Origin of the sequence: Halosegnis longus, assembly GCF_009663395.1 — an archaeon.
In the GTDB taxonomy this organism is placed as follows: domain Archaea; phylum Halobacteriota; class Halobacteria; order Halobacteriales; family Haloarculaceae; genus Halosegnis; species Halosegnis longus.
The window spans coordinates 1851633-1873714 of record NZ_QKNW01000001.1 but is presented as its reverse complement, the minus strand read 5'-3'; the positions used below and the strand labels follow the sequence as shown (position 1 = coordinate 1873714).

The following is a 22082-nucleotide window of genomic DNA, read 5'->3' as shown; positions in this document are numbered from 1 at the left end:
ACTCCTAACTGCGGCTATGAAACGTACGCGCGTTGCGGGGGCCGTCGCGACGGTGCTCGCGCTACTCGCCGTCGCCGTGGGCCCGGCTGCGGCACAGCCGTCCGAGAACATCGGCATCATCAATCCGCTCAACCTCGAACTCCTCTACGTCGCCGCCATCATCGCGGTGGTCGTCGAGGCGATTCTCATCTACACGGTCGTCCGCTACCGCAACAACGACGACCCGAAACCGACACAGGAGAACCGTCGTCTCGAAATCACGTGGACCATCACGACCGCCATCGTCCTGCTGTTCGTCGGCGTCGCCGCCTACGCCGCCCTCGGGAGCCCGCTCGTCGGTGGTGTCACGGCCGCACAGAACCCGAACGCGGTCGAGCCGGCCGTCACCCACGACTACCCCGGTGCCGTCGGCCCGCCGCCGGAGCGACAGGACGAAATCGTCGAAATCGAGGTGACCGCCCAGAAGTACTACTGGACGTTCAACTACACCGAGACGATGGAGAACGGCAACGTCTCCACGATGGTCTCGACGAGCAGCAGCAGCGGCGAGCCGCTCGTCCTCCCGGCCAACACGCAGGTGTATCTCCACGTCAACTCCGTCGACTGGCTCCACGCCGTCCACGTCCCGAAGCTCGGGCTGAAACAGGACGCCATGCCGGGCAAGTACAACACTATCACCACGGAGCTGAACGACGAAGCCATCGGCAACTCCTACCAGCTCTACTGTGCGGAGTACTGTGGCGTCGGCCACTCCGCCATGCTCGGTGAGGTGCTCGTCGTCTCACAGGAAGACTACGAGGAGTTCACCGAGAACCCCGACGAGTTCCTCGCGAACCAGTAATCAGTCGTCGCGCCGCAGCGACGCACACTCGCCGTCCGTCACTTCTCGCCGTCCGCGCTCTGTTTCGACCAGCAGCGCGCCCGTCTCGCTCACTCCGGTCGCCGTCCCGCGAATTGTCTCCTCGTCCGTCTCGACGCGCACGCGCTCGCCGAGCGTACTCGCGTGCTCGCGCCACCGGTCGAGCACGGCGGCGAATCCGTCGTCCGTCTCGACGCTGTCGGCACACGCGAGCAGGCGCTCGTGGAGTCGGGCGGCGACCGTCTGGCGGTCGACCGGCTCCTCCCGTTCGCTCCGGAGCGTCGTGACCGGGCGGTCGGTGTCGAGGTCGGCCGGGTCGAGGTCGGCGTTCACCCCGATTCCCATGACGACCGCCTCCAGTTCGTCGGGGTCGTCGAACACGTCACCGACCGGTTTGCCGACGACCGGCACGGCATCGACGATCGCCTCGGTGAGCACGCCGGCCAGTTTGTAGCGAGTCCCGTCGCGGTCGACCACCACGTCGTTGGGCCACTTCAGCCGCGCGTCGACGCCGACGGAGCGTGCCATCTCACAGGCGGCCACGCCGCCAGCGACCGTGAGCCGTCCCACCTGCGCGGGGTCGAGGTCGGGGTACAGCAGCGTCGACGACCAGACCCCGCCGGGCGGGGCAGCCCACGCGTTCCCCGTGCGTCCACGTGCGGCGGTGAGCTCGTTCGCGACGGCGAAGCTACCGTGGGGCGCGTCCGGTATCCGCCGGCGGAGATAGCCGCTCGTGTCGGGCGTCGAGTCGAACGTCGCCACGGGAACCCCGAGCCGCGATTCGAGTTCGGATGCGTCCATATCAGGTGACGACACGCGTCGCGGAAAGTGGTATCGCGAGCGAGGAGAAGCGGAAAGCTCGTGTGACCGTTCAGACGACCGCGCCGACGTAGAGCACGAGCACGAGGAACACCCACACCACGTCGACGAAGTGCCAGTACATCGAGACCGTGGTGACTGAGGTGTGGTTCTCGGCGGTGTACTGTCCGAACAGCGACCGCACGAAGACGATGCCGAGAAGCACCGCACCGAGGCTCACGTGCAGCCCGTGGAGTCCGGTCAGTCCGTAGAAGGCGGAGTTGAACACGCCGCCGCCGAGGGTGAGCCCCTCGTGGACGATGAACTCGTAGTACTCGTACACCTGACCGCCGAGGAAGACGACACCGAGCGCGAGCGTCAGTCCGAGCAGCCCGATGAAGCGACGGCGGTCGCTGTTGCGGAGCGCGACGTGCGCGTAGTGGAGCGTAATCGAGGAGATAATCAGTAAGACGGTGTTCGCGATGACGAGGCTCCCGAAGATGTCACCGCTGGTGACGAGTTCCGGCAGGGTCTCTGCCGTCCACGCGTCAGAGCGGATGAAGAAGTAGTAGACGAAGCCGGCACCGAAAGTCGCGATTTCGGAGCCGAGGAACGCCAACATGCCGAGCCTGAGGCCGACCCCGCCCGAGCTTTCCTCCCAGTAGGCGGCGATGAAGGCGTGGTAGGTCCAGCCGTAGAGCCCGACGATGAAGCCGACGACGCCGAGTGCGAAGACGCCGAGGCTGAGTTCCAGCGAGACGAGCGGGTCGCTCCCCTGCGAGAGGATGTACATCGCCGCGCCGGCGTAGATGATTGCCGCGCCAACTGCCGTCACGAATGGCCACCAGGATGCCTCGCCGAAGCCGCGAGGCCAGTCCTCGACGGCGGGGAGATGGTGGCCGTGGTCGTCTGATTCGTCCGCGTGGCTCATACCCGCGGCTTGCGACCCTATCGACAAAAGCCCTCCTATGAGCCGCTCGGTTCCGACGGCTATAGGTGGCGGGCGGCACAACGGTGTGCGATGACCGATACGCGAGCACGGTGGTGGCGGGTGTTCTGTCTCTCGCTCGCCGCGGTATCGACGACGGTCGCGTTCGTGGGCCGAGCGCTCGCCCACAGCGGGAGCCTCGGCGCGAACGCCGGCCGCGGCGTCGCCGTCCCCACGTGGCTGTTTCTCGCCACCGGCGGCGGCGTCGTCGGCGTCTCCTTCGTCCTCTCGTCGCTCGCGACGGACCGGGAGTTCCTCCGGTACGTCCACGAGTACCGACGCACCGTCGGCACGACGCGTCACGACCTGCTCGTCGGGTTGGGTCGAGCCGTCGGGCTGCTCGGACTCGTCGTCGTCCTCGCGACGGGATTTTTGGCTGGGCGCTCCGAGTTCCCGGTCGCGCTGCTTGCCGACGTGCCGGCCGACCCGCTCCGGAACGCGGCCATCCTGCTCGTGTGGGGTGGCTGGTGGGCCGGACTCGCGATGTCGTCGTATCTCGTCGGGAACAGCTGGCCCGTGCTCAATCCGTTCCGAACTATCGCCGGCTGGCTCCCATCGCTCGACCGCGAGCTTCCGGTCGACGGCGGCTGGCTCGCGACCGTCGGCCTGCTCACCCTCATCTGGGTCGAGGTGGTGAGTCCACTCGCCGACGCGGCCCAGCTACTCGCGACCGCCGTGGCGCTGTACGGGGTCGTGACGGTGCTCGGTGGCGTGGTCGTCGGCGACGACTACTTCACCGAGTACGACCCCGTCGCGCGCGTCTTCGACGCCTACGGTCGGGTCGCACCGCTCACCGTCGAGGACGGCAGTCTGAAGCTCCGGTCGCCGGGCGCGGGGCTGCAGACGCCGTGGGTCGACTCGACCGGCGATATCGCGTTCATCGTCGCGCTGCTGTGGGGGACGACGTACGACGGACTGGTGGCCACGGCGCCGTGGGCCGGCTTCGCCCGCGCAGTCGTCGGGTTCGGCGTTCCGCCGGTGCTCCTGTACCCGCTCGTGCTCGCGGTCGGGTTCGCCGGCTTCCTCGGCGTGTATCTGCTCTCGATACGCTACGGTCGCCGGATTGCGGACACGACGCTCGATTCGGCTGCCCTCGCCGCGCGGTTTGCCCCGTCGCTGCTGGCTATTGCCGCCGGCTACCACGTCGCCCACTATCTGGGCTACTTCCTGAATCTGGTGCCCGCGCTCGCGAACGCGCTCGCGAACCCGCTCTCGCCGGGCCAGGCGTTTGTGCTCACGATTCCGGGCTGGTTCGGGCTGGCGTCGCTCACCTTCGTCATCGCCGGCCACGTGCTCGCGGTGTGGGTCGCCCACGGCGTCGGCTACGAGCTGTTCCCCTCCCGGATTCAGGCCGTCCGGAGCCAGTATCTCCTCACGCTCGTGATGATGTTCTACACGATGACCTCGCTGTGGATCGTCTCGCGACCGTACGAAGCGCCACCATTCCTCTGATGACACACGACTGCCCCTACTGCGACCGGACGTTCACGCAGGAATCGTACCGCGACCTCCATCTCGGCCACCGCCACGAGGCGCGGCTGACGACGCGGGAACGCGCCGCCTTCGAGCGCGCGTACGAGCGGGAGGAGTCTGACCTCACCCTGTTCCGGTACAAGGCGCTCGGGCTGTTGGTGCTCGTCTACTTCGGCTTCCTACTCGCGTACGCCGTCTCGCTTTAGGGCCAGGTGCCCGCCTCGGCGTGCGCGGCGATGACGCGCTTGAGCGCGACGATGTATGCTGCGGTCCGGAAGTTCGGCACGTCGTACGTCTCGTAGGCCTCGGTTAACCCGTCGAAGGCGTCCGTGATGACCCGTTCGAGTTCGTCGTCGACGCGGGCTTCTGTCCAGCCGAACCGCTGGCGGTTCTGCACCCACTCGAAGTACGACACCGTGACGCCGCCGGCGTTCGCGAGAATGTCCGGTAGGACGGCCACGTCGCGGTCGGTGAGCACGTCGTCTGCATCCGGCGTCAGCGGGCCGTTCGCGGCCTCGACAATCATGTCGGCCTGCACCGACTCGGCGAGGTCGGCGTCGATGGCGTTCTGGAGCGCAGCGGGAACGAGCAGGTCCACGTCGAGCGTGAGCAGTTCCTCGTTCGTCAGCTCCTCCGTTCCCTCGTAGCCGACGACGGAGCCGGTGTCGCGCTTGTACTCGCGCACCGCGGCGGGGTCGAGTCCGTCCGGGTCGTGAATCGCCCCCGAGGAATCGGAGACGGCGACGACGGTCGCACCCGTCTCCTCGGCGAGCAGTCGGGCCGCAATCGCCCCGGCGTTCCCGTACCCCTGCACCGCGACGGTCGCGCCTTCGAGGTCGCGGTCGAGATACGCGAACGCCTCGCGCGCGGTGAGCATCGTCGACCGGCCGGTTGCCTCGACGCGGCCCTCGGACCCCCCTGAATCGAGCGCCTTCCCCGTCACGACCCCCGGCTCGGTCGTGTTCTCCAGCGTCTCGTAGGTGTTTTTCACCCAGTTCATCTCCCGCTGGCCGGTGTTCACGTCCGGAGCGGGGATGTCCTTGTCCGCGCCGATGAACGGGCGCAGTTCCTTCGTGAACGCGCGGGTGAGCCGTTCCAGTTCGGTTGCGGAAAGCTCCGAGGGGTCGACGACGATACCGCCCTTGCCGCCGCCGTAGGGAATATCGACGGTCGCGGTCTTGTACACCATCCACCCGGACAGCGCCTTCACCTCGGCGCGGTTCACCTCCGGGTGGTAGCGAATGCCGCCCTTGTACGGGCCGCGGTCGCCGTTAAACTGGGAGCGATACGCCCGAAAGGTCTCCAGTCGCCCGTCGTCCATCCGAATCGTCAGATTCGTCTCCAGGATTCGTTCGGGGTTCTTCAGCCGCCGAAGCAGGCCGTCGTCGAGATCGACATACGCCGCCGCGTCGTCCAACTGCTCTTGAAGGCTCTCAAAGGGGTTCGTCTCTGCGGACATTACTCACAGGTCGCCCGCAGCATCAAAAAGCGTGCCGGAATAATATCATACTCAACACCTTATACAATTACCAGACGCCGGCGGCGCGTGCCCGCTCGCGGACGCGCTCGGCCTGTGCGATGAGCGGCGCGTCGACCATCTCACCGTCGACGCGGAAGACGCCCGCCTCGTCGGCGGCGGCCTCGGTCGCAGCATCGAGGATGCGACGCGCCCACGCGATGCGCTCGCCGTTCGGCGTGAACGCGTCGTTGACGATACGCACCTGCGAGGGGTGGATGCACATCTTCCCGTCGTAGCCGAGTTCGAGCGCGAACCGCGTCTCGTCGGCCAGGCCGTCGCCGTCCTCGATGTCCGTGTGGATGGTGTCGATGACGTCGACGCCGGCGGCCGCGCCCGCGAGGACGACCTGCTGGCGGGCGTGTGACACCTCTGTCCCCTCCGGGGTTCGGGTCGCGCCGATGTCGGCCGCGAGGTCTTCCGCCCCGAACGCGAGCGCGTCTACCCCGTCGGTCGCGGCGATGGCCTCCGCGTGGAGGATACCGGCGGCCGACTCACACAGCGCGATGACGGGCACATCGAAGCCCCGTTCCGCGAGCAGGTCCGTCACGGCGAGCACGTCGGCCGGAGCCTCCACCTTCGGCACCATCACGGCATCGAGTCGCGCGTCGGCGTCGAGCGCATCGAGGTCGGCCGCGGCGGTGTCGGTGTCGGGGTTGACCCGAAGGCACACCTCGCAGTCGGGGTCGAACTCCGGGTCGGACAACACCGCAGCGACGGCCTCGCGGCCGGCTGCCTTCCGGGAGGGGGCGACCGCGTCTTCGAGGTCGAAACACACCGTATCGGCGTCCGTATCGGGGGATTTCCGCAGCAGGTCGGGCTTGTCGGCGGGCGAAAAGAGGAGCGAGCGTCGTGCCATACCCTCGACTCCGACGGCTCGCTGTTAAATTACGTTGCTCCGCGAGTAACGAGTACCGCGCCCGCGAGCGTCGGCTGAGACCACTACCATATTTGCCACTACCGCCGCGAGAGCCGGTATGGCAGGTCTGTACTACGAGGAGTTCACCGTCGGCGAGACGATCGAGCATCCGCGCCGGCGCACCGTCTCGGAAAGCGACAACCAGACGTTCTGCGACATGACCATGAACCAGCAGCCGCTCCACCTGGACGCCGACTTCGCGGCCGACACCGACTTCGGCGCGCGACTCGTCAACGGCCTCTACACGATGTCCCTCGCGGTCGGCATGTCCATCCCCGAGACGACCGACGGCACCATCGTCGCGAACCTCTCGTACGACTCGGTCCAACACCCCAACCCGGTCTTCCACGGCGACACCATCTACGCCGAGACGACGGTCACGAGCAAACGCGAGACCAGCGACGGGGAGCGGGGCATCGTCGAGATGCACGTCGAGACGTACAAGGTCGAAGACGAGACAGAAGACACGCTCGTCTGTGAGTTCGACCGGACCGCGCTCTCGCTCAAACAGGCAACTCAGTAGCTCACGAGACGCTGTGGAGCCCGACGATGCCGACGACGATGACGGCGATGAAGCCGCCCCGCGCGAGGGTCGCCGGCTCGTCGAACAGCACGATACCGAGCGTCGCGGTCCCGACCGCACCGATGCCGGTCCAGACAGCGTAGGCCGTCCCGATGGGGAGCGTCTCGACGGCGCGGGCAAGCAGTAGCATGCTCACGACGAGCGCGAGCACCGTCGCCGCGGTCGGCAGCGGCTCCGAGAGACCGTCGGAGTACTCCAATCCGACCGCCCACGCTACCTCGAACAGGCCGGCCGCAATGAGGGTGGGCCACGACATCAGAACACGGTGCCGTGTTTCTTCGACGGACGGTCCTTCTCGACGCCCTCGTAGAACTCGAAGCGGGCCGCGAGTTCACCGCGCAGTTCGGACGGCGGGATGATTTCGTCGATGACGACCTCGCTCGCCATCCGGTGGATGTCGATATCCTCGCGGTACTCCTCGCGGAGCTGTTGTTCCGTCTCGGCGCGCTCCTCGGGGTCGTCGATGTCGGCGAGTCGGTTGGCGTAGACCGCGTTGATGGCCGCCTCCGGCCCCATGATACCGATTTCGCCGGCCGGGAGTCCGATGACCGACTCAGGGTCGTACGCCGGGCCGGACATCGCGTAGATGCCGGCCCCGTACGCCTTCCGCACGATCACGGACTGTTTCGGCACCGTGGCCTCAGATGTCGCATAGATCATCTTTTTGCCCTTCTCCAGGATGCCCTCCTTCTCGACGCCGGAGCCGGCCATGAAGCCGGGCGTGTCACACAGATACAGGAGCGGGATGTCGTAGGCGTCACAGGTCCACACGAAGTCGGCGGCCTTGTCGGCCGCGTCGGGGAAGATGGCCCCCGCCCGTTCGTCGGGCTGGTTCGCGACGATACCGACCGGCCGGCCGTCGACCCGACCGAAGGCCGTGATGATCTCCTTCCCGTAGTCGGGTTTCAGCTCGAAGTACGAGCCGTGGTCGACGACGCGCTCGATGACGCGCTCCATGTCGTACGGCTCGTTGGGCGCTTCGGGGACGACGGCGTCGATACCCTTCGGCGGCTTGCGCGGCGGCTTGGACTCCGCCATCGGCGGCGACTCGTCGCTGTTGTCCGGCAGATAGGTGATGAGTTGCGCGACGAGTTCGCGGGCGTGCTCCTCGTCTTTCGCGACCAAGTCGGCGGAGCCGGAGTGTTCGGCGTGGACCTGCGGGCCGCCGAGGTCCTGCATGTCGATGTCCTCGCCGGTGACCATCTGCACCATGCGCGGGGAGGCAATCGCCATCGCGGACATCCCCTCGACCATGATGGTGAAGTCGGCGAAGACCGGGGTGTAGGCCGCGCCGGCGATACAAGGACCGTACAGCACACAAATCTGGGGGACCCGGCCCGACAGCATCGAGTGGTTGTAGTAGTATTTCCCGATGCCCTCGCGGTTGGCGAAGAAGCCGGTCTGTTGGTCGATGCGCCCGCCGGAGGAGTCCATCAGGTACAGGACCGGCTGGCCGGTCTTGAGCGCGCGCTGTTGCATCCGGAGGAACTTCTCGACGCCGCGGCCGGCCATCGACCCCGCCTTCACGGTGAAGTCGTTGGCCATCCAGTGCACGTCGCGGCCCTCGAAGTCCGCCGCGCCGGTGAGGAGCCCGTCGCCGGGCGTGCGGCTCGCGTCCTCGTCGGCGTCGGGGGCGTTCTCGTGCCAGTCGTCGAAGGCGGCGAACTTCCCGTCCTCGAAGGCGATACCGTCCCCCCCGAACCACAGGTCGAGACGGTCGCGCACGAAGAGTTTGTTCTGGTCGCCGAGTCGGTCCTTGTACTTCTGTGGACCGCCCGCCTCGATGTCGGCGATTTCCTCGCGGAGCCGCTGCTCGCGGTCGGTGGGACCGAGGTCGTCGTCAATCGGCGCGGTGAGGTTCACGTCGCGCACGAGCAGCGGTTCGTCGTCGTCACCGACGAAGACGCGTATCTCGTCGTCGTCCGTGTGCTCGGAGAGCGCGCTGGCGATGGCCGACGCCTCCTCCTGTGTCGCCGACTCGCCGATGTGTACGTCCATACTCTGCGTGGCGAGGCCGGCGACTAATCCGTTTCCGTTCGCAAATATTGTTACTGCTTGTTCTCCCGGTCCGGCAGCAGGTCGGTGACCACCTCGAGTTTCGCGGAGAGCTTCGCGTAGCTACTGTCCCGGCTGCGCAGTTCCTCTTCGTACTCGCGCAACGCCTCCACGAGCGGCTGGACGCTGTCGTCGTACCACGATTCGAAGGCGGTGTCGTCGTCGCTCGTCTCCAGCGTCGGAATCGCTGGCATCCCGTCGGGCCGGTCGTCGTCGTCGTCGCCGAACTGCTCGTTGATGCGGTCGCGAAGCTGGTCGAGTTCGTCGTTGATGCGGTCGACGAGGTCCTCGTTTCGTGTCATTGCGACCGGAGGGACACGACAAAAACAGAAAAGTCGGGGCGTCAGAGCGCGGCTTCCAGCCGGTCGACGAGCGCCGCGTTCCCGAGGTGGACGGGGACGCGCTGGTGGATTTCCTCGGCCGGCACGTCGAGCAGCGACCGGCTTCCGTCGGAGGACCGACCGCCGGCCGTCTCGACGATGTAGGCAATCGGATTCCCTTCGAACAGGAGCCGGAGTTTTCCGTCGGGCGCGGATTCGAGTGCCGGATACGCGAAGACGCCGCCGTAGGTGAGCACCTGGTTCACGTCGCCGATCATCGCGCCGCCGTACCGGAGCTTGAGTTCCTGTTCGATGTCGGCGGCGTAGTCGGCGAACTCGTCGGGCCAGTCGGGGACGCGCCCGCCGAAGCCGTACACGACGGGGTCGTCTGGAATGGTCAGGTCCTCGGTGACGACGCGCCGGTCGCCGTCCTCGATAACGTACTCGGTGACGGTGTCCTCGTGGGCGGTCACCATCGTCGTAATCGGGCCGAAGAGGACGAACGCGCTCGCGACGAGACTCCGGCCACCGGCCGGGAGCGGCTCGTCGTAGACGCCGACGATGGTGCCCATCGTGTTGTTCGACTTGAGATTCGAGGAGCCGTCGAGCGGGTCGCAGGCGATATGGTAGTCGCCGCCGGCGTCGCTCGCGATGACGGACTCGCGCTCCTCGCTGGCGTAGCTCGCCACCGAATCGAGGGCGAGCAGGCGGGTCTCCAGCATCCCGTCGGCGTACTCGTCGGCCGCGAGCTGCCGTTCTCCCGATGGGTTCTCGGTGTCGCCGTAGCTGCGGCGACCGGAGAGTCCGTCGCGAATCTCCGGGGCCGTGGTCGCGACGGTGTCGAGGACGGCGGCGATACCGTCGTCCATCAGGCTGCGCGGTCGAGCGCCTCGTCGACGCTCGTCTCGTCGAAGATGACGGCTTCGAGCGCGTCGAGGATGTGGGTCGGGTCCTCGCGCTGCCAGACGTTCCGGCCGACGGCGAGCCCGACGCCGCCGGCGTCGATGACCGATTTGACCGACGAGAGGAACTCCCGGTCGGTCGTCTTCGAGCCGCCGGACATGACGACCTTCGTCTTGCCGGCCATCGAGACGGCGTGTTCCATCGCCGCCTGCGAGCCGGGATACTTCACCTTCGCCACGTCGGCCCCGAGTTCGTGGGCCTGTCGGGCGGCGTAGGCGATGGTGTCGGGCGAGGTGTCGTTTTTCAGCCCCTGTCCGCGCGGGTACGACCACATCACGACCGGGAGGTCGCGGTGGCGGGCGGCCTCCTGCGCGTCGCGGAACTCCTCGACCATCTCGATTTCGTTGTTGGAGCCGCCGTAGACGGTGAAGCCGACCGACGACGCGCCGATCTCATGGGCGTAGTCGACGGTGCAGTTGACCGCCGAATCCGGCTCGCCCATCCAGAGGTTCGACGTGCCGTTCAGCTTGAGCAGGAGGTCGACGTCGTCCTCGTAGGAGGGGTAGTACGCCTCGGCCGGCCCCTTCTGGACGGCCAGCGAGGTGACGGCCGGGTGGGTCGCCGCCTCGAACGTCCGGGCGGGGTCCTCGCTGCCGTCGAGTCCCTCGAAGTCGACCGGGCCGTGTTCGAGACCGTGGTCGTACGCGAGGATGAGCACCTTCCCGTCGCGAGCGAGCGGGCTGTCGTCGAATGGCTGCATACGAGTCCGTCTGCACACCTGCCCAAAGAAGGTATTGATGCGCCGGCTCAGCCGCCGAACGGCGTGTTAACAGTTAACTCACGGGGCCGAGAGCGGTCGGTATGTCACACCGGCGCGACGTCGAGACGGACGATGGGACTCGTATCGCAATCCACGCGCGCCGACCCGACCGGCCGGCCGAGGACGCGGTCGTCTTCGTCCACGGCGCGACGTTCGGCGCGCGGCCGGCCTTCGACACGCCCGGCTACTCGTGGCTCGCCGACACCGCGTCCCGCGGGCGGGCAGCCTACGCCGTCGACGCCGTCGGCTACGGCGACAGCGACCGCCCCGCCGCGATGGACGACCCGGCCGGTGACCCGCCGAGTCGAGCCGACAGGGTCGCCGATGACCTGCGTCGCGTCCTCGATTCGTTGGCTCGCGACCACGACCGCCTCCACCTCGTCGGCTACTCGTGGGGGACGATGGTGGCCGGCCTCGCGTGTACGCGGGGCACGGAGCTCTCCTCGCTCGTCCAGTTCGCGCCCGTCTACGACCCCGACCCGGCGCGGGTCAGCGCCTTCGACCCCGGACCTGACCCGGCACCGAAACGTGAGACGACGCGCGCCAACACGCGCGATCGGTGGGACGCACATCTCCCGACGCCGAGCGACTACCGCGACCCGGACGCATTCGACCGTTTCTGGACGACGCTGTTCGACGGACAGGGCGTGCGCGACGACCCGCCGACGGTCGAGGCCCCGAACGGGACGCTGCTCGACCTCACGGCGGCCGCGACCGAGGGGCCGATATACGACGCGGGCGGTATCACCGTGCCGACGCTCGTCGTGCGCGGGTCGCTCGACCGGACGGCGACGCGTGCGGACGGGCTTCGGCTCTACGACGACCTCGCGGCCGACGACGCCGAGTACGCGGAAATCGCGAACGGCTCTCACTTCCTCGCGATAGAGCGTCGCCGCGAGGCGCTGTTCGACCGCGTGGCGGCGTTCCACGACAGACAGTAGCTTCGGCATATTTTACCACCGGCGAGCCGACCCGCGAGTATGCGAGGCTTCGACGAAATCGAGACGGTTGGCGTCGTCGGCGCGGGAACGATGGGCAACGGCATCGCGCAGGTGGCCGCGACCGCCGGCTACGACGTACTGATGCGCGACATCGAACAGGAGTACGTCGAGGACGGGCTGGCGGCCATCGACGATTCCCTCTCGCGGCTCGTCGCCAACGACACTATTACCGAGACGGAGAAGGCCGACGCGCAGGCGCGGCTCACCGGCACGACCGACCTCGATCGACTGGCCGAGGCGGACATCGTCGTCGAGGCCGCCGTCGAGAAGATGGACATCAAACGCGACATCTTCACCGACCTCGACGACGTGGTCGACGAGGACGTGGTGCTCGCGACGAACACCTCGACGCTCTCGATTACGACCATCGCGGCCGCGACCGCACGCCCAGAACAGGTCGTCGGTCTCCACTTCATGAACCCCGTGCCGGTGATGAAGGGCGTTGAGGTCGTCACCGGGGAGAAGACGGCGGACGCGGTGACCGACCTCGCCCACGAGTTCGCCGAGGCGCTCGGCAAGGAGACGTGGGAGTCCGACGACAAGCCGGGGTTCGTCTCGAACCGCATCCTGATGCCGTGGATCAACGAGGGGATTCGCGCCTTCGACGAGGGCGTCGCAACCAAGGAGGATATCGACCGCGGAATGAAGCTCGGCACGAACGTTCCGATGGGACCGCTCGAACTCGCCGACCACATCGGGCTGGACATCTGTCTTGACGCGACCGAGACGCTCCACGAGGAGCTCGGCGACCGGTACACGCCGGCGTATCTCCTCCGCCGGAAGGTCGACGCCGGCGACTTGGGAAAGAAGACGGGCGAGGGGTTCTACAGCTACGAGTAGTCCGAAGAATGCTGTCCGGGTGGATGACGCGGTGCCCCTACCCGCGTCCGCCGTTGGCCGTTCTGTGGCTCGGTGGAGGATGTACTTTGTGCCGTTCGGTGCTCGAAACGGCCAAGTGTGCAGGCTCGTAGTGAGGGTATGGACTTCCAACTCTCGTCGGAGCAGAAACAGATCAAGGAGATGGTCACGGAGTTCGTGGACGAGGAGGTCGTCCCGCGAGCCGCAGACATCGACAAAGAAGACGAGTTCCCCGCCGACCTCGTGGACGAACTCGCGAAGCTCGGGCTGATGGGGATGCCGTTCCCGGAGGAGTACGGCGGCGCCGGACTGGATTATCACGCCTATCCGATTGCGCTCGAAGAGATTTCCCGCGGCTCCGGTGGGCTCGGCACCATCGTCGCGGCCCACATCTCGCTTGCCGGCAACATGGTGTACGAGTTCGGAGACGAGACCCAGAAGGAGGAGTACCTAACCCCGCTCGCAGAAGGCGAAGAAATCGGCGCGTTCGCGCTCTCCGAGGCCGGTGCCGGCTCCGACGTGCCGGCGATGGAGACGCACGCCGAGGCCGACGGCGACGGCTACACCGTCAACGGCGACAAGGTGTGGATTTCCAACGGCTCGGTCGCCGACACCGTCACGCTGTTCGCGAAGACCGACCCCGACGGCGGCAACAAGGGGATTTCCTCGTTCATCGTCCGGCCCGAGGAGGACGACGGCTTCATCGTCGAGGGGACGGAGGACAAGCTCGGCGACAAGGGGTGTCCGACGGCCGAACTCCGCTTCGACGACATGTGGATTCCCGAGGAGCGACGCCTCGGCGAGGAGGGTGAGGGCTTCGTGCAGGCGCTCAAGACGCTCAACGGCGGCCGAATCACCATCGCCGCCCGCTCGGTCGGCATCGCACAGGCCGCCCTCGACGAGGCCAGCGAGTACGCCAGCAACCGCGAGCAGTTCGACCAGCGCATCGGCGACTTCCAAGCCATCCAGCACAAACTCGCGGACATGGACACCAAGACCCGCGCGGCCCGCCTGCTGATGCACTCGGCCGCGGACAAGAAGATGCGCGGCGAGGAGTTCATCAAGGAGGCCGCACAGGCGAAGCTCTACGCGAGTGAGGTCTCACGCGAGGTGGCCAACGAGGGGATTCAGATTCACGGCGGCTACGGCTACACGAAGGACTTCCCGGTCGAGCGGATGTACCGCGACGCCAAGCTGAACGAGATCTACGAGGGGACCAGCGAGGTGCTGCGCAACACAATCGGCCAGCAGCTCCTCGAGTAAGCTCGATTAGGCGACTCGTTCTTCCAGCCACTCGTACTGTGTTTCCACGCCGCGCTCGCCCGTCTCGGTGAGCGCGAGCACGTCAGCGATTCCGTCGACCCGGCGCTCGATGTGGCCGGCGTCAACGAGCGCGTTCACGCAGCCTTCGAACTGTTTCGGCCGGATTCGCCGGTCGTAGCGGCGCTGGAGCGCCGTCTTCACCGACTGGGCGCGCTGCTCGTCCTCGTACAGCAGGATGCAGATGTCGCGGCGCATGCCGCTGGCGAACCACTCCATACGGGCAGAAACGAGGGAAGCGTCGTTACTGCTGTGATTCTGTGTCGAGGGGCCGTCGGTAGGGGACGCCGACGCCCCGACTGTGGCCGCCAACGGCGACCACGTGCCAACGTGTGACCGCCTGACTCGGCGGGCGCGAGGTCACCGGTGTCCGGTGCACTCGCACAACGTGGTATATCTGCGTATGATAAAGACGTACAGGAGTGTGTTCAGCCGGTGAAAACCGTCAGCTTCCCGTAGTCGGGACACGAACGGTGGGGTATGAGCACCGCCGAGGCAGACGACATCACCGCCGAGTACTACGAGACCGACGAGGAGCGCGTCCTCACGTTCGACCGCGACGGAAGAACCGCCGCCATCGCCCAGAACATCGAGGGGTACGCCATGCTGAAGGTGCGACCGACGCCCGAGGGCGACGAGCTCGAACGCTACTACGGGTTCGACATCGCGCTCGACCACGCGGGCGAACTGCTCGGCGTCGAACCGCACCACCTCCCGATTCCCGACGACGCCGCCGACATGGGGATGTGAGCTACACGTCGTAGGTGAGGACGACGCCGTCGTCGAGTCGCGCCACGTCGCGCAGTTCGAGCGTCGGAAACTCGTCGACGAAGCCGTCGCCGTCAGCGAGGGTGGGCGCACCACGCCCGCCGATAATCATCGACCCGACGTACACCGTGAGTTCGTCCACCAGTTCGGCCGCGAACAGTGAGAAGATGAGTTCGCCGCCGCCTTCGACCATCAGCCGCGAGATGCCGTGAGAGGCGAGTTCGTCGAACGCCTCGGGGAGTGCGACACGCTCGTCGCCGGCGACGATGACCGTCGCGCCGGCCCGTTCGAGCGCGCGCCGACGGTCCTCGGGCGCGGCCGCGCTCGCGAGCACGTACGTCGGTCGGTCGCCGGCGAGGATGTCGGCGTCGGTCGGGGTACGCGCCCGCGAGTCGGCCACCACCCGTGCGGGCGGCTCGCGGCCGAGCGACTCGTCGTGGCGTTCGAGGGAGGGATCGTCCGCGAGGACGGTGCCGACGCCCACCATGACGGCGTCTGATTCGGCACGAATCGTCTCCATGCGGGCGAAATCCTCGTCGCCGGAGATAGAAATCTGTTCGCGCCGGGTGGACGAGAGCTTCCCGTCGACGGAGACGGCCGCGTTCACGTGGACGTGCATACCGGAGGTGGCCGGGGGAGGCGATTAGTGGTTTCGCCCGGGGGCACAACGCTCAAGCGACCGGGCAGCGTCCCCCACGGCAACGATGTCAGTCATCCGGACGGACGAACTAACGAAGTTCTACGGCGACGTGCGGGGTATCGAGGGGGTGTCTTTCGCCGTCGAGGAGGGCGAGGTGTTCGGCTTTCTCGGTCCGAACGGAGCAGGCAAGACGACGACCATCCGAACCTTACTCGGTTTCCAGTCGCCGACCTCGGGGTCGGCGACCGTGCTCGGGGAGTCGGTGACCGACCGGACCGCCCTGCGCGAGGCACGCGCGAACGTCGGCTATCTCCCGAGCGAACCAGCCTTCGACGAGCGGGCGACCGGACGGCGACTGCTGGAGTACCACGGCGCGCTCCGGGGAGACGAGCGCAGCGACGACCTGCTCGACGTGTTCGACCCACCGTTGGACCGCGCCGTCGAGGAGTACTCGCGGGGGAACAGACAGATGCTCGCCATCGTCGTCGCGTTCATGCACGACCCCGACCTCGTGATTATGGACGAACCAACCTCGGGACTGGACCCCTTGAAGCAGGCGAAGCTACTGGATTTCATTCGGGCGGAACGCGAGTCGGGCACCTCCTTTCTCTTCTCGTCGCACGTCCTCGGCGAGGTGCGGAAGGTCTGTGACCGGGTGGGAATCATCCGCGACGGCCACCTCGTCGAGCAGGCCGACGTGGCCACGCTCCTCGACCGCAACGGCAAGCGGGTGGAACTCCGACTGTCGGACGAGATTACGCCAGAAGCATTCCAGTTCGACGGCGCCCACGGTCTCGATATCGCCTCGTCGGGGGAGGCGACGACGGTCACGTTCACCTACACCGGGGAGTACGAACCTCTCTTGGAGCACATCCTCGCGCACGACCCACTGGACGTGAATATCGGTGAGGCACCGCTCGAGGACGTATTCATGCGGTTTTACGACACGAACGCGACCCTCGATACAGGCGAAACGGGCGAGGAGGGAACGTCGGATGCGTGAGACGGCGGTGTACGAGGGCCGTGGCAAACTGCTCGCGTCGGTCACCATCGGCGGGTGTCTCGCCGCGTTCGGCGGGCTGATGACTGCCCTCACGCCCGGTATCCTCGACGATTTCGACATCGAGGCGGTGGTGGCGAATCTGCCGCCGGCGGTCGCCGAGGGGTTCGGACTGGAAGCAATCGGCAGTCCGGGCGGCTTCATCGCGCTCGAAGTGTACCAGTACGTCTGGCTCGTCGGGTTGGGCAGCTATCTCGCCTACGCGGCCGCGGGGAGCATCGCCGGTGAGGCACAAGAGGGCCGACTCGATATGGTGCTCGCGGCACCGGTCTCGCGGCGCGGTCTACTCGCCGGAAAGTTCCTCGCGTATCTTGTCCCGATACTCATCGTGAACGCCATCGTCGGGGGTGTCGTCATCGGGGCGAACGCCGCCGTCGGGGCGGGCGTCGAGCCGACATGGCTCGTCGCGGTCCACCTGCTGTCGGTGCCGTATCTGCTCGTCTGCTGTGCGGTCGGGGTGACGGCCTCCGTGTTCGCCGACCGGCGGGGTCAGGCGGAAGGCGTCGCCGTCGGGACCGTCGTCGCCACGTTCGTCCTCTCGACGCTGCTCGGCGGAACCTCGTTCGAGGGGCTGACGCGACTCGCGCCCGCGAGCTACTACGACCCGCTGACGATTCTGACGACCGGCGAGTACGACCTTCTCGGAGCGGGGATACTGCTCGCGGCGACCGTCGGACTGTTAGCCGTCGCCGCTGCGGGCTTCGAACGGGCTGATATCGCATGAGCCGGCGCGATTTCGCGACGGTGTTCCGGTACGAGGCGCGGGGACGACTCCGAACCTCGCTGCTGTTATCGGGAGCGCTCTCCGTGTACGGACTCATCTTCATCGCGCTCGCGCCGGACTTGCTCGTCGGGACGGACCTCACCGCGCTGTTGGAGTCGCTCCCCCCGCTGTTAACGGCGCTCGTCGGCTTCGAGTCGCTGGACTCGGTCGCCGGGCTGCTTGCCAGCGAGTTCTACACCTTCGGGTGGACGGTCGGACTGGCGGCCTACGTGGCGTACGCGGCAGCCGGCAGCGTCGGCGACGGTATCGAGTCGGGGCGGGCCGCCACGCTGCTCTCGGGTCCAACCGCACGGACCGACGTGCTCGCCGGAACCACAGCCGGGCTGCTCGTTCCGGTTCTGCTCGTCAACGCCACTGTCCCCCTCGCGCTGTATCTGGGTGGGGTCGCGCTCGGGCAGTCGCTGTCGCTGGCCGGACTGTACACCCTCCACGCGGTCGCCGTCGTCTACCTGCTCGCGTGGGTCGGTCTCGGCACGCTCGTCGGCGTCACCGTCAAGCGCGGGCGGCTGGGCGGCCGGATTGCCATCGCCGGCGCGTTCGCCGCGTGGTTCGGCGAGGCCGCCATCTCCGTGACGGCGGTCTCCGAACTCGGCTATCTCTCGCCGGCCCGTTACTTCGACCCCACGGCGGTGTTGGTCGAGCGGGTCGTGGCTCCGGTCGATATCGCAGTCCTGCTCGCGATTGCTGCGGGCGCGCTTGCGGTCGCACGCTACCGATTCGTCCGGACGGACCTGTGAGCGGGCGATACATCCTTGAGGTGGGGGCAAGAAGCCACGGACGATGAGTCTCGAAGACGAAGCCGAGGCGCTCGCCTCCGACCTCGGTGTTGACAAACAGGAGGTCTTAGAGGACCTAGAGAAGCTCACCAGCTACTCCGTCCCGCTGGAGGAAGCCAAGGGGTCGCTGCGCCGGAAATACGGCGACGGCTCCGCCTCGTCCGGCAACGAGCCGACGACGAAGGACATCGGCGAGGTCGACACCGACGACGGCAACGTCACCGTCACGGCCCGCGTGTTGACGGTCGGAAAACGCTCCATCCGGTATCAGGGCGACGACCAGACCATCTACGAGGGCGAACTCGCCGACGGGAGCGGCCGCATCTCCTACACCGCGTGGGAGGACTTCGGCCTCTCCGTCGGCGACACCGTCACCGTCGGCAACGCCGGCGTCCGCGAGTGGGAGGGGCATCCCGAACTGAACCTCGGGCAGTCCACGACGCTCGTCTTCGAGGATGAGACGCTCGACGTGGAGTACGAAGTGGGCGGCGACCGCACGCTCGACTCGCTCGAACCGGGCGACCGCGGCCGGAACGTCGTCGTGCGCGTCCAAGAGTGCGAACAGAAGACCATCGACGGGCGGGACGGCGAAACCGAGATTCTGAGCGGCGTGCTCGGCGACGAGACCGGCAAGCTCCCGTTCACCGACTGGGACCCGCACCCCGAAATCGAGGAAGGCGCGAGCGTCCGCATCGAGAACGTCTCCATCCGGGAGTTCCGCGGCGTCCCCTCGGTGAACGTCTCGGAGTTCTCCAGCGTCATCGCGCTCCAGGAGGACGTGGCGGTGAGCGAGTCCGCCCCGGAGATGCCAATCGGCGAGGCCGTCTCCTCGGGCGGCGCGTACGACGTGACGCTCGTCGGCAACGTCATCGAGGTGCGCGACGGCTCCGGCCTCATCGAGCGGTGTCCCGAGTGTGGCCGCGTCGTCCAGAACGGCCAGTGTCGCTCCCACGGTGCCGTCGAGGGCGAAGACGACCTGCGCGTGAAGGCGATTCTCGACGACGGCACCGGGACGGTGACGGCCATCCTGGGCCACGACCTCACGGAGGAGGTGTACGGCGGCGGTATCGAGGCCGCGAAGGAACACGCCCGCGACGCCATGGACAAGGAGGTCGTCGCCGACGAGATTCGCGAGAAAATCGTCGGCAGAGAGTACCGCGTGCGCGGCCAACTCTCGGTCGATGAGTACGGCGCGAACCTCGACGCCACCAGCTTCGAGGAGAGCGACGAGGACCCGAGCGAGCGTGCGAAGGCCGCGCTCGCGGAGGTGGACGCATGAGCCAGAGCGAGGACGGCGGGCCGGGCAGACGCGAAATCGCCAATCGGCTGTTCGCCGCCGAGTTCGACGACGCTGACTTCTCGTACTCCGAGAGCGACGAGGAGCGCGCGCCGAACTACGTCGTCACGCCGTCTGGCGCACGCGTCAATCGGCTGTTCCTCGTCGGCGTCCTGACCGAAGAGGAGTGGGTCAACGACGAGATGCTCCGGGCGCGCATCGTGGACCCGACGGGCGCGTTCGTCACCTACGCGGGCCAGTACCAGCCCGACGCGTTGGCCTTCCTCGAACGGACGGAGCCGCCCGCGTTCCTCGCCGTCACCGGCAAAGCTCGGACGTTCGAACCAGATGACGGCGACCGCGTGTTCACGAGCGTGCGTCCGGAGTCCATCAGCGAGGTGGACGGCGACACCCGCGACCGCTGGGTCGTAGAGGCCGCAAAGCGCACCATCGAGCGCACGGAGACGATGGCCGCCGCCATCGAAACCGGACTCGCGGGCGAGGAGTTGACGGCCGCACTCGAAGCCGACGGCGTGGAGCCGTCGCTCGCGTCGGGTATCGCGCTCGCGCTCGACCACTACGGAACGACACCGGAGTATCTTGACGCGCTCCGGACGCTCGCCGTGGAGGCGCTCGAAACGATCGCCGGCGAACGCGACGAGGTTGGCTCGCTCGACGTTGCTCCCGACGAAGGAGCCGGAAACGCCAGCGCACTCGCAGGCCGCGACCTCTCGACGGGGGACTCCGGGAGCGAGGAGGCAGCCGAGCCAGCAGACAACACCGCGGACGACGGCCCGAGCGCGGAGTTCGAACCCTTGGACGAGGAGTCGACGACGGAGACGGAAGCCGTCGAGTCGGAGCCCGTAGAGTCGGAGCCGACGACAGCGTCGTCGGACACCGGGGAATCGGAGACAACGGAATCTGTCACTCCCGACGAGCCAGCAACGGAGGAGCCGGAGATGACCGCGTCAACGTCGACAGACGAGACAGCGCCGGCCGACGAGCCTGTCGGTGAGGAACCCGAAAAAGAGTCGACGGGGGACGCACTCGGCGACTTCGAAACAGACGAGGACGATGCGCTGGGTGACGTCGGGGACGACGATGTGGAAGCGGAAATCGAGGACGAACTCGACGACTTCGACCCCGAGGAGGACGACGTGCTCACCGACGAGGAGCGCGAGCAGGTCGAATCCGAGTTCGGCACGGAGTTCTCGACGGGCGACGAGGTCGAGCCCGAACCAGAACTGGAACCGGAACAGGAACCGGAGCCGCCGAGCGACGAGGGCTCGGACGACGCCGAACCCGAGTCGGCGACCGAGGACTCGGAGAGGGAATCGAACGACGAGCCGGAGCCGGAACCCGCAGACGCGGAGACGACCGTCTCTGTCGACGATGCCGTGCTGGAGACGATGGAGTCGCTCGACGACGGCGACGGGGCCGACCACGACGAGCTGGTCGCGACGGTCACAGACCGGACCGGCGCGAGCGAGGCCGAAGTCGAGGACGCCATCGACGACGCGCTGATGAGCGGGCAGTGTTACGAGCCGGCCGACGGGAAGCTCAAGCCCATCTGACGTGGTGGAGCCGATTCCGGACGTGCCGGCGGCGACGGCGACGACCGCCGGCGAACGCCTGCTCGTGGTCGCGGATTACCACGCCGGTCTTGAGGTCGCACTCCGTCGAGATGGCGTCGAACTCCAATCCGCCGCGCAAGAGCGCCGCGAGCGGCTGCTCGGTATCGTCACCGAGACGCGACCGGACCGCGTCGTCGCGCTTGGCGACATCGGAAACGCACTCGGGACGCCGAGCGACGAGGAGAAACGAGAGCTTCGCGCGCTGTTCGACGCCGTGACCGACGTCTGCCCGCTCGTGGTGGTGAAGGGGAACCACGACGGCGACATCGAGACGGTCGCAGCCGACAGCGAGGGCGTGACCGTCACGGGCGGGGACGGAACACGCATCGGTGACATCGGCTTCGCGCACGGCCACACGTGGCCGTCGGCGTCGGTGCTGTCGGCCGAGACGCTGTGTGTCGCCCACGAACACCCGCAGGTGCGACTCGAAGACGAGGTCGGCGGGGCGCGGACGGAGCGAGCGTGGCTCCGCGGCGGGGTGAATCCCGACGCGTTCACCGCGCAGTCGCTTGCGGCCGAGGCGACGCGGCTGGTCGTCTTTCCGGCGTTCAACGACCGCGTCGGCGGGACGTGGGTGAACGAGAACGACGCGTTTCTCGCCCCCTTCCTCCCCGAAGCGCTCGCTGACGGCGAGGCGTATCTGCTCGACGGGACGCGGCTCGGGCGGTACGACCGGCTCTGAGTGGGGGCGACCGTGCGCCTTATTCGGCTGTCACCCCGATACTCGCGTA

Annotated in this window: 25 protein-coding genes; 14 read left to right on the top strand and 11 right to left on the bottom strand. The window is 67.4% G+C overall.

All coding sequences use genetic code 11. From position 1 onward, the window contains the following. Window positions 1-16 precede the first annotated feature (16 nt). Window positions 17-841: a cytochrome c oxidase subunit II gene (gene coxB / locus DM818_RS10060; RefSeq protein WP_075936890.1), complete on the top strand. Its 825-nt coding sequence runs from the start codon at window positions 17-19 to the stop codon at window positions 839-841. On the opposite strand, the gene DM818_RS10055 is transcribed toward coxB, so the two are convergent. Together DM818_RS10055 and DM818_RS10050 are read right to left on the bottom strand one after the other, a co-directional pair. Further along, window positions 842-1660, bottom strand: coding sequence for a biotin--[acetyl-CoA-carboxylase] ligase (locus tag DM818_RS10055; RefSeq protein ID WP_075936891.1), 819 nt, complete (start codon window positions 1658-1660; stop codon window positions 842-844). A 70-nt stretch (window positions 1661-1730) separates the two neighbouring features. Next, a complete protein-coding gene (locus DM818_RS10050; protein WP_075936892.1) occupies window positions 1731-2588 on the bottom strand; it encodes a cytochrome c oxidase subunit 3 in 858 nt (285 codons plus the stop codon). 90 nt (window positions 2589-2678) lie between these two features. Here DM818_RS10050 and DM818_RS10045 point away from each other — a divergent pair, with 90 nt between their 5' ends. Both DM818_RS10045 and DM818_RS10040 read left to right on the top strand, forming a co-directional pair. Then, the gene (locus tag DM818_RS10045) at window positions 2679-4097 is read left to right on the top strand and encodes a hypothetical protein (protein WP_075936893.1); all 1419 of its coding nucleotides are present in this window, start codon (window positions 2679-2681) and stop codon (window positions 4095-4097) included. Beyond that, a complete protein-coding gene (locus DM818_RS10040) occupies window positions 4097-4324 on the top strand; it encodes a DUF7410 domain-containing protein (protein WP_075936894.1) in 228 nt (75 codons plus the stop codon). The genes DM818_RS10045 and DM818_RS10040 overlap by 1 nt, the downstream gene beginning before the upstream one ends. On the opposite strand, the gene DM818_RS10035 is transcribed toward DM818_RS10040, so the two are convergent. Both DM818_RS10035 and DM818_RS10030 read right to left on the bottom strand, forming a co-directional pair. Beyond that, the gene (locus DM818_RS10035; protein ID WP_075936895.1) at window positions 4321-5577 is read right to left on the bottom strand and encodes a Glu/Leu/Phe/Val family dehydrogenase; all 1257 of its coding nucleotides are present in this window, start codon (window positions 5575-5577) and stop codon (window positions 4321-4323) included. The genes DM818_RS10040 and DM818_RS10035 overlap by 4 nt on opposite strands. A 67-nt stretch (window positions 5578-5644) precedes the next feature. After that, complete coding sequence (locus tag DM818_RS10030) at window positions 5645-6493, bottom strand: HpcH/HpaI aldolase/citrate lyase family protein (RefSeq protein WP_075936896.1); 849 nt, start codon at window positions 6491-6493, stop codon at window positions 5645-5647. Window positions 6494-6611: 118 nt separating this feature from the next. On the opposite strand from DM818_RS10030, the gene DM818_RS10025 reads away from it, so the two are divergent. Continuing rightward, on the top strand, window positions 6612-7076 hold the full coding sequence (locus DM818_RS10025; RefSeq protein ID WP_075936897.1) for a MaoC family dehydratase: 465 nt from the start codon (window positions 6612-6614) through the stop codon (window positions 7074-7076). A gap of 1 nt (window position 7077) precedes the next feature. Here the strand turns inward: DM818_RS10025 and DM818_RS10020 are convergent, their stop codons facing one another. From DM818_RS10020 to DM818_RS10000, 5 genes are read right to left on the bottom strand one after another with little or no spacing between them, the layout of a single operon-like run. After that, the gene (locus DM818_RS10020) at window positions 7078-7392 is read right to left on the bottom strand and encodes a DMT family transporter (protein ID WP_075936898.1); all 315 of its coding nucleotides are present in this window, start codon (window positions 7390-7392) and stop codon (window positions 7078-7080) included. Further along, window positions 7392-9134 carry an acyl-CoA carboxylase subunit beta gene (locus DM818_RS10015; protein WP_075936899.1) on the bottom strand — a complete coding sequence of 581 codons (1743 nt, stop codon included), beginning with the start codon at window positions 9132-9134 and terminating at the stop codon, window positions 7392-7394. Before DM818_RS10015 ends, DM818_RS10020 begins: the two co-directional genes overlap by 1 nt. Window positions 9135-9184: 50 nt before the next feature. Next, the gene (locus DM818_RS10010) at window positions 9185-9493 is read right to left on the bottom strand and encodes a hypothetical protein (protein WP_075936900.1); all 309 of its coding nucleotides are present in this window, start codon (window positions 9491-9493) and stop codon (window positions 9185-9187) included. 41 nt (window positions 9494-9534) lie between these two features. Beyond that, window positions 9535-10380, bottom strand: a complete 846-nt coding sequence (locus tag DM818_RS10005) for a class 1 fructose-bisphosphatase (RefSeq protein ID WP_075936901.1) — start codon at window positions 10378-10380, stop codon at window positions 9535-9537. Continuing rightward, a complete protein-coding gene (locus tag DM818_RS10000) occupies window positions 10380-11174 on the bottom strand; it encodes a class I fructose-bisphosphate aldolase (protein ID WP_075936902.1) in 795 nt (264 codons plus the stop codon). The genes DM818_RS10005 and DM818_RS10000 overlap by 1 nt, the downstream gene beginning before the upstream one ends. A gap of 101 nt (window positions 11175-11275) precedes the next feature. Between DM818_RS10000 and DM818_RS09995 the strand changes: the two genes are divergently transcribed. The 3 genes from DM818_RS09995 (at window position 11276) to DM818_RS09985 (ending at window position 14356) form a co-directional block, all read left to right on the top strand. After that, the gene (locus tag DM818_RS09995) at window positions 11276-12175 is read left to right on the top strand and encodes an alpha/beta hydrolase (RefSeq protein WP_075936903.1); all 900 of its coding nucleotides are present in this window, start codon (window positions 11276-11278) and stop codon (window positions 12173-12175) included. 39 nt (window positions 12176-12214) lie between these two features. Next, window positions 12215-13075 carry a 3-hydroxyacyl-CoA dehydrogenase family protein gene (locus DM818_RS09990; RefSeq protein ID WP_075936904.1) on the top strand — a complete coding sequence of 287 codons (861 nt, stop codon included), beginning with the start codon at window positions 12215-12217 and terminating at the stop codon, window positions 13073-13075. Window positions 13076-13213: 138 nt separating this feature from the next. Next, window positions 13214-14356, top strand: coding sequence for an acyl-CoA dehydrogenase family protein (locus DM818_RS09985; protein WP_123124274.1), 1143 nt, complete (start codon window positions 13214-13216; stop codon window positions 14354-14356). Window positions 14357-14362: 6 nt separating this feature from the next. On the opposite strand, the gene DM818_RS09980 is transcribed toward DM818_RS09985, so the two are convergent. After that, a complete protein-coding gene (locus DM818_RS09980) occupies window positions 14363-14632 on the bottom strand; it encodes a multidrug DMT transporter permease (protein ID WP_075936906.1) in 270 nt (89 codons plus the stop codon). A gap of 261 nt (window positions 14633-14893) precedes the next feature. Here DM818_RS09980 and DM818_RS09975 point away from each other — a divergent pair, with 261 nt between their 5' ends. Beyond that, window positions 14894-15163, top strand: coding sequence for a DUF7111 family protein (locus DM818_RS09975; protein ID WP_075936907.1), 270 nt, complete (start codon window positions 14894-14896; stop codon window positions 15161-15163). Window position 15164: 1 nt separating this feature from the next. Here the strand turns inward: DM818_RS09975 and DM818_RS09970 are convergent, their stop codons facing one another. Further along, a complete protein-coding gene (locus tag DM818_RS09970) occupies window positions 15165-15800 on the bottom strand; it encodes a 2,5-diamino-6-(ribosylamino)-4(3H)-pyrimidinone 5'-phosphate reductase (protein WP_123124275.1) in 636 nt (211 codons plus the stop codon). Between the two features lie 85 nt (window positions 15801-15885). On the opposite strand from DM818_RS09970, the gene DM818_RS09965 reads away from it, so the two are divergent. From DM818_RS09965 to DM818_RS09940, 6 genes are read left to right on the top strand one after another with little or no spacing between them, the layout of a single operon-like run. Further along, the gene (locus DM818_RS09965; RefSeq protein WP_075936909.1) at window positions 15886-16824 is read left to right on the top strand and encodes an ABC transporter ATP-binding protein; all 939 of its coding nucleotides are present in this window, start codon (window positions 15886-15888) and stop codon (window positions 16822-16824) included. Then, on the top strand, window positions 16817-17605 hold the full coding sequence (locus DM818_RS09960) for an ABC transporter permease subunit (protein ID WP_075936910.1): 789 nt from the start codon (window positions 16817-16819) through the stop codon (window positions 17603-17605). Before DM818_RS09965 ends, DM818_RS09960 begins: the two co-directional genes overlap by 8 nt. Continuing rightward, complete coding sequence (locus DM818_RS09955) at window positions 17602-18402, top strand: hypothetical protein (protein ID WP_075936911.1); 801 nt, start codon at window positions 17602-17604, stop codon at window positions 18400-18402. Before DM818_RS09960 ends, DM818_RS09955 begins: the two co-directional genes overlap by 4 nt. A 43-nt stretch (window positions 18403-18445) precedes the next feature. After that, window positions 18446-19720 (top strand): Single-stranded DNA binding protein, encoded by a 1275-nt coding sequence (locus DM818_RS09950; RefSeq protein WP_123124276.1) that lies wholly within the window; start codon window positions 18446-18448, stop codon window positions 19718-19720. Next, window positions 19717-21291 (top strand): hypothetical protein, encoded by a 1575-nt coding sequence (locus DM818_RS09945; RefSeq protein ID WP_123124277.1) that lies wholly within the window; start codon window positions 19717-19719, stop codon window positions 21289-21291. The genes DM818_RS09950 and DM818_RS09945 overlap by 4 nt, the downstream gene beginning before the upstream one ends. A 1-nt stretch (window position 21292) precedes the next feature. After that, complete coding sequence (locus DM818_RS09940; RefSeq protein ID WP_123124278.1) at window positions 21293-22033, top strand: metallophosphoesterase; 741 nt, start codon at window positions 21293-21295, stop codon at window positions 22031-22033. Window positions 22034-22082 lie beyond the last annotated feature (49 nt).